This window comes from Propionivibrio pelophilus DSM 12018, assembly GCF_059569095.1.
Map to the genome: position 1 here is coordinate 1 of NZ_JCANUT010000100.1, position 5381 is coordinate 5381.

At 61.8% G+C, this 5381-nt stretch carries 6 protein-coding genes; 4 read left to right on the plus strand and 2 right to left on the minus strand.

Annotation, left to right across the window (positions count from 1 at the left end; genetic code table 11):
• Positions 1-337 precede the first annotated feature (337 nt).
• Entirely contained in the window at positions 338-1267 is a 930-nt protein-coding gene (locus BO74_RS20475; RefSeq protein WP_496445151.1) for a YifB family Mg chelatase-like AAA ATPase, read from the minus strand.
• A gap of 21 nt (positions 1268-1288) precedes the next feature.
• Entirely contained in the window at positions 1289-1543 is a 255-nt protein-coding gene (locus BO74_RS20480) for an accessory factor UbiK family protein (protein ID WP_496445153.1), read from the minus strand.
• 282 nt (positions 1544-1825) lie between these two features.
• Between BO74_RS20480 and glnK the strand changes: the two genes are divergently transcribed.
• The 4 genes from glnK to BO74_RS20500 form a co-directional block, all read left to right on the plus strand.
• Positions 1826-2164 carry a P-II family nitrogen regulator gene (gene glnK / locus BO74_RS20485; RefSeq protein ID WP_305075063.1) on the plus strand — a complete coding sequence of 113 codons (339 nt, stop codon included), beginning with the start codon at positions 1826-1828 and terminating at the stop codon, positions 2162-2164.
• Between the two features lie 11 nt (positions 2165-2175).
• Positions 2176-3660, plus strand: coding sequence for an ammonium transporter (locus BO74_RS20490; protein ID WP_496445156.1), 1485 nt, complete (start codon positions 2176-2178; stop codon positions 3658-3660).
• 497 nt (positions 3661-4157) lie between these two features.
• Positions 4158-4649, plus strand: a complete 492-nt coding sequence (locus BO74_RS20495) for a TRAP transporter small permease (protein ID WP_496445158.1) — start codon at positions 4158-4160, stop codon at positions 4647-4649.
• 40 nt (positions 4650-4689) lie between these two features.
• On the plus strand, positions 4690-5381 hold a 692-nt coding region (locus BO74_RS20500), incomplete at its 3' end, for a TRAP transporter large permease (RefSeq protein WP_496445160.1).

The following is a 5381-nucleotide window of genomic DNA, read 5'->3' on the forward strand; positions in this document are numbered from 1 at the left end:
TAGCACTATGTTTGAAATCGCCATTTTCCTCGCCCTCTGAGTAGCAAAATACTGGAATTTCCAATTTTGCGACCTGCGACAAATGCAGGATTGGGATGAATAATATCGGAATGTGACGAGCGATGCAATATTCCTGCATTTTTTGTATTTATCTGGTTTTGCTCATCACTATTGCTAACTATTTGATAATTAACGATATCGAGGATTTTGGCAGGGCCGTGCAAATTGCCAGAGTGAGAACGTTACTCGCAGGAATCCTGCAAGCGATGTAACATTGGGATTTTTGGGAATCCTTTTAAGTCAGCGGGTTAGCCAACTTCCGGCGTTCTTGGTTGCCTTATTGGCAATATTGGAACTTCGGCAGTTCGTCAAGAAACAGCACGCCGCGGTGGGCCAGCGAGATCTCGCCCGGTCTTGGCACGCTGCCGCCACCGACCAGCGCTGCGGCCGATGCCGTATGGTGCGGTGAGCGATAGGGATGGCAACCGAAATGCGCCGGACGGAACTGGCCGGCCAGCGAGAGTACCGCCGCCGATTCAAGCGCGGCATCCGGCGCCATTGGCGGCAACAGACCGGGCAGGCGGCTGGCGAGCATCGATTTGCCGGTTCCCGGCGGGCCGGCGAACAGCAGCGAGTGATTTCCCGCAGCGGCAATCTCCAACGCCCGCTTGGCGTGTGCCTGGCCGCGGACTTCGGAAAGGTCGGGATAATCCGCCGCCGGTTCGTGCTCGGCGCCAACGCACTGGTTCAGCTCGCCGCGTCCGCACAGGTGGGCGCAAACGTCGAGCAGGGTCTCGGCGGAAAGAACCCGTGCGCCATGGGCCAATGCAGCCTCCCTGGCGCTCTCTTCTGGCAGGATGAAGCACTGCCGCGCCGCATCGGCGGCCAGCACCATCGCCAGCGCACCGCGAACCGGGCGCAGATGGCCGGAGAGCGACAACTCGCCGGCGAATTCGTAATCGTCGAGTGCCTTGGCCGGAATCTGGGCGGATGCGGCCAGGATGCCAAGCGCGATCGGCAGGTCGAACCGCCCGGACTCCTTGGGCAGATCGGCCGGCGCCAGGTTGACCGTAATCCGCTTGGCCGGAAACTCGAACCCCGAGTTCTGCAGCGCCGCGCGGACGCGGTCGCGCGCTTCCTTGACCTCGGTATCGGGCAGGCCGACCAGCGTCACGCCGGGCAAGCCGCCGGTGATATGCACTTCGACTGCCACCTGCGGCGCACACAGTCCGTCGAGCGCGCGACTGTGGACGATGGCCAGCGACATGTCGGAGGATTTTCGGGCGTGTCAGTCGGCGGTATCGACGGGTTCGGCTGGTTGCTCCAGGCGGGCGACGCGCTCCTCGAGCGCCTTCAATTTTTCGCGGGTGCGTTGCAGTACCTGCGCCTGGATATCGAATTCCTCACGGCTCACCAGATCGAGTTTGGTGAAAAAGCCGGACAGCAGCGCGCGCGCATTCTTCTCGATATCGGCGGCCGGACTGGCGGCGATCAGGGCGCTCAGGCGGCTGCTGAGCTCTTCGAAAACTTTGGGATCGAGCATGGCGGGAGTCCTCCAGAAAGGGCTGTGAGTTTAGCACGGCGCAATATCTGCACGCTGCGGCACCCGGATGGTGCGATGCCTCATTTTTGTGCGCCAGCGCTGTGCGTGCATTCCCGACAGAACGGCTGTTAATGAATTAACCATATGATTAAACATATGTTTTTTGTCTGGCACGGCAAATGCTATGTATTCGTCGCACAGCCTGCATTCGTTGCCGTTCGATCCAGTTTGGCAGTTTTTTTATCACCGGGGAGGGCAACCTCCCCAGAATGGGAGTCCATCATGAAAATGGTTACCGCAATTATCAAGCCGTTCAAGCTTGACGAAGTGCGTGAGGCATTGTCCGCCATCGGCGTTCAGGGCATCACCGTTACGGAGGTCAAGGGGTTCGGGCGTCAGAAGGGGCACACCGAGTTGTACCGGGGCGCCGAGTACGTCGTCGATTTTCTGCCCAAGGTGAAGATCGAGGCCGCGATCCAGGACGGGATTCTGGATCAGGTGATCGAAGCCATCGAGAAATCCGCCGGCACCGGCAAGGTTGGTGACGGCAAGATCTTCGTTTTCGACCTCGAACAAGTCATCCGCATCCGCACCGGTGAAACCGGTGAGGAAGCCCTGTAAGGAGAAAAGCCATGAGACATTTCTTCGCCATCCTCGCCGTGCTCGGCGCCGTTGCCTTCGGCAGTCCGGCTTGGGCGCAAGACAAGGCTGCTGATCCGGCCGCGACCGCGCCGGTAGCCACGGCTCCTGCTGCTGCACCCGCCGCCGCACCAGCCGCTCCGGTCGAGGCCGCTCCGGCAGCTGCGCCCGTTCCCGACAAGGGCGACAACGCCTGGATCATGACCAGCGCGGCATTGGTCATCCTGATGTCGATCCCCGGCCTGGCGCTGTTCTACGGCGGTCTGGTCCGCACCAAGAACATGCTGTCGGTGCTGATGCAGGTCTTCGTCGTCTTCTCGCTGATTACCGTGCTCTGGGTGGTCTACGGCTACTCATTGGCATTCACGGAGGGAGGCGCCTTCTTCGGCACGCTCGACAAGCTGTTCCTGAAGGGCATCACGCCGGAATCGGTCGGTGCGACCTTCAGCAAGGGCGTGGTCATCTCCGAGCTGGTCTTCGTGATCTTCCAGGGCGCCTTCGCGGCGATCACCTGCGGCCTGATCGTCGGCGCCTTCGCCGAACGCGCCAAGTTTTCGGCGATCCTGGTGTTCATGGTGATCTGGTTCACCTTCTCCTACCTGCCGATGGCGCACATGGTCTGGTACTGGGCCGGTCCGGATGCCTACGTCGACGCCGCTGCGGCCGAAGCCGCGGGCAAGACTGCCGGTTTCCTGTTCCAGAAGGGTGCGCTTGACTTCGCCGGCGGGACCGTCGTGCATATCAACGCCGCGATCGCCGGTCTGATCGGCGCCTTCCTGATCGGCAAGCGGATCGGCTACGGACGTGAATCGATGGCGCCGCACAGCCTGACCTTCACCATGATCGGCGCCTCGCTGCTGTGGTTCGGCTGGTTCGGCTTCAACGCCGGCTCGGCGCTCGAAGCGAGCGGCGGTTCGGCCCTGGCGATGGTCAATACCTGGGTGGCGACCGCCTGCGCGACGATGTCCTGGATGCTGACCGAGTGGATGCTGAAGGGCAAGCCTTCGATGCTCGGCGCGGCCTCCGGCGCGGTCGCCGGTCTGGTGGCGATCACGCCGGCCGCCGGCTTCGTCGGTGTCGTCGGTGCCATCATCATCGGCCTGCTGGCGGGCGTGGTCTGCCTCTGGGGTGTCAATGGCCTCAAGCGGATGCTCGGCGCGGACGACTCGCTCGACGTGTTCGGCGTGCATGGCGTCGGCGGCATCCTCGGCGCGATCCTGACCGGCGTGTTCTGCGACCCGTCGCTCGGCGGCACCGGGGTCTATGACTACGTCGCCAATGCTGTCGGCGAGTACGACATGGGTGCGCAGGTCATGAGCCAGCTCTGGGGTGTTCTGACCGCCGTCGTCTGGTCGGGCGTCGTCTCCGTGGTTGCCTACAAGCTGGTCGATGTGTTCATCGGGCTGCGCGTTCCGGAAGAAGAAGAGCGCGAAGGTCTCGATATCACCTCCCACGGCGAATCGGCCTACCACTACTGATTTTGATCCTCCTCGAGTACCCCCTTCGGGCGCCCCAGCGGCGCCCGTTTTTTTTGCGCCTGGCACCGGCGTACCCTTGTGGGCGCAAGAACCGCCGTGAGCTGATCACGTGAGCTTGACGCGAGGAGGCTGGCTGAAGCCTCGCCCTGGCGCGCAGTTTCTGGATCGGTGTTTCCCTTACGCGATGTCCCCATCACCGCTGAAACAGCGCCCGTGGCAATGCTGCGAAGCGGGCGACTTCGGCGTGTTGAGGCCATGTCCGACGGCATCTTGCCTTAGTGGGAAGGCCGAATTTCCGCCGCTCAATATTTTCCCTACTATCGCCGGCGCTCGCGCATCTTCTCGTACGCTGTCAAAGGAGCGCGGGCGTGCAAATGTCGATTCTTCGCTTCTGGAGCAGCCATGTTTTTCATCCATGAATTTGTGATTGTTTTCGCCTCCCAACGTACAAACAGACGGCCTGCTCCCTTTGGTGCAGCCCAGGCGGGAGTTCACCCATGAAAGCCCGCTTCCTCGCCATCGAACGGCGGCTCACCGCCGTCATCGTCGTTCTGGCCTGCATTCTGCTCGGTCTCGCTTCCGTGCTCGGGATTTATCAGGTCCTCATCCGCTTCATCTTCGGCACCCCGTCTACCTGGAGCGAAATCGCCATCCGGCTTGTCATCATCTGGATGGTCATGTTCGGCGTCGTCGTCGCCTTCCGCGAAGGCGCCCAGGTCTCGGTTGACCTCATGTACCGCTTGAGCGGCCGTTTCCGCCGCCCCCTGCACTTCCTGCTTACCCTGATCGCCGTGCTCTTCCTCTCGGTGCTCATCTGGTACGGCATCGACATCGCCTGGCGCACCCGCTTCCAGGAAATCGGCGGCATGGAGTTCCTGCCCATGAGCGTCGGCTACGCGGCCCTCCCGGTCGGCTCTTTCTTCGCCATCATCGCCGCCGTCGCCAACTTCCTCGATCCGCGTCACGCGGATCTCGAAGCACAGCAATAAGCCGACGACAAGAACGACAACCCAAGCACAAGGAATTCACATGACCGCCGCCATGTTCGTCTCGATGATCATCTTCTTCGCGTTCAGCATCCCGATCGCCATCTCGATCGGCTTCGCCAGCGTGACGGGGCTGCATCTCTTCTCCAGCGTCCCGATGCTGATCGTGCCGAAGGAGCTTTTCTCCGCCATCGACAAGTTCGCCCTGGGCGCCATACCCTTCTTCATCCTGGCCGGCAACCTGATGGAAGTCGGCGGCATCTCCAACCGTCTCGTCAACTTCGCCAAATCCATGGTCGGCGGACTGCAGGGCGGGCTGGCCATGACCTGCGTCATGACCTGCATGATCTTCGCCGCCGTCTCCGGCTCCTCGGTGGCGACCACCTTCGCCATCGGCGCCATCCTGATTCCCGCACTCGTCAAGCACGGCTACCCGGTCCACTTTGCCGCCTCCCTGCAAGCGACCAGTGCCGAACTCGGCGTCATCATTCCCCCGTCGATCCCGATGATTCTCTACGGTGTCTCGGCCGAAGTCTCCATCGGCGAACTGTTCATCGCAGGCTTCGGCCCCGGCCTGCTGATCGGTGGCGGCCTGATGTTCTTCGTCTGGCTCTGGTCCAAGGTCAAAGGCTACGGGAAGGACGACCACCTCGGCCGGATGCCCTTCAAGCAAGCCGGCAGGGAAGCCGCGCTGGCGCTGATGATGCCGGTGATCATCCTCGGCGGCATCTACGG

Bases quoted from the DNA above. Each gene is read 5' to 3' on its own strand.
- BO74_RS20475 (WP_496445151.1), bottom strand. From the start codon at position 1,267: ATGTCGCTGGCCATCGTCCACAGTCGCGCGCTCGACGGACTGTGTGCG.
- BO74_RS20480 (WP_496445153.1), bottom strand. From the start codon at position 1,543: ATGCTCGATCCCAAAGTTTTCGAAGAGCTCAGCAGCCGCCTGAGCGCC.
- glnK (WP_305075063.1), top strand. From the start codon at position 1,826: ATGAAAATGGTTACCGCAATTATCAAGCCGTTCAAGCTTGACGAAGTG.
- BO74_RS20490 (WP_496445156.1), top strand. From the start codon at position 2,176: ATGAGACATTTCTTCGCCATCCTCGCCGTGCTCGGCGCCGTTGCCTTC.
- BO74_RS20495 (WP_496445158.1), top strand. From the start codon at position 4,158: ATGAAAGCCCGCTTCCTCGCCATCGAACGGCGGCTCACCGCCGTCATC.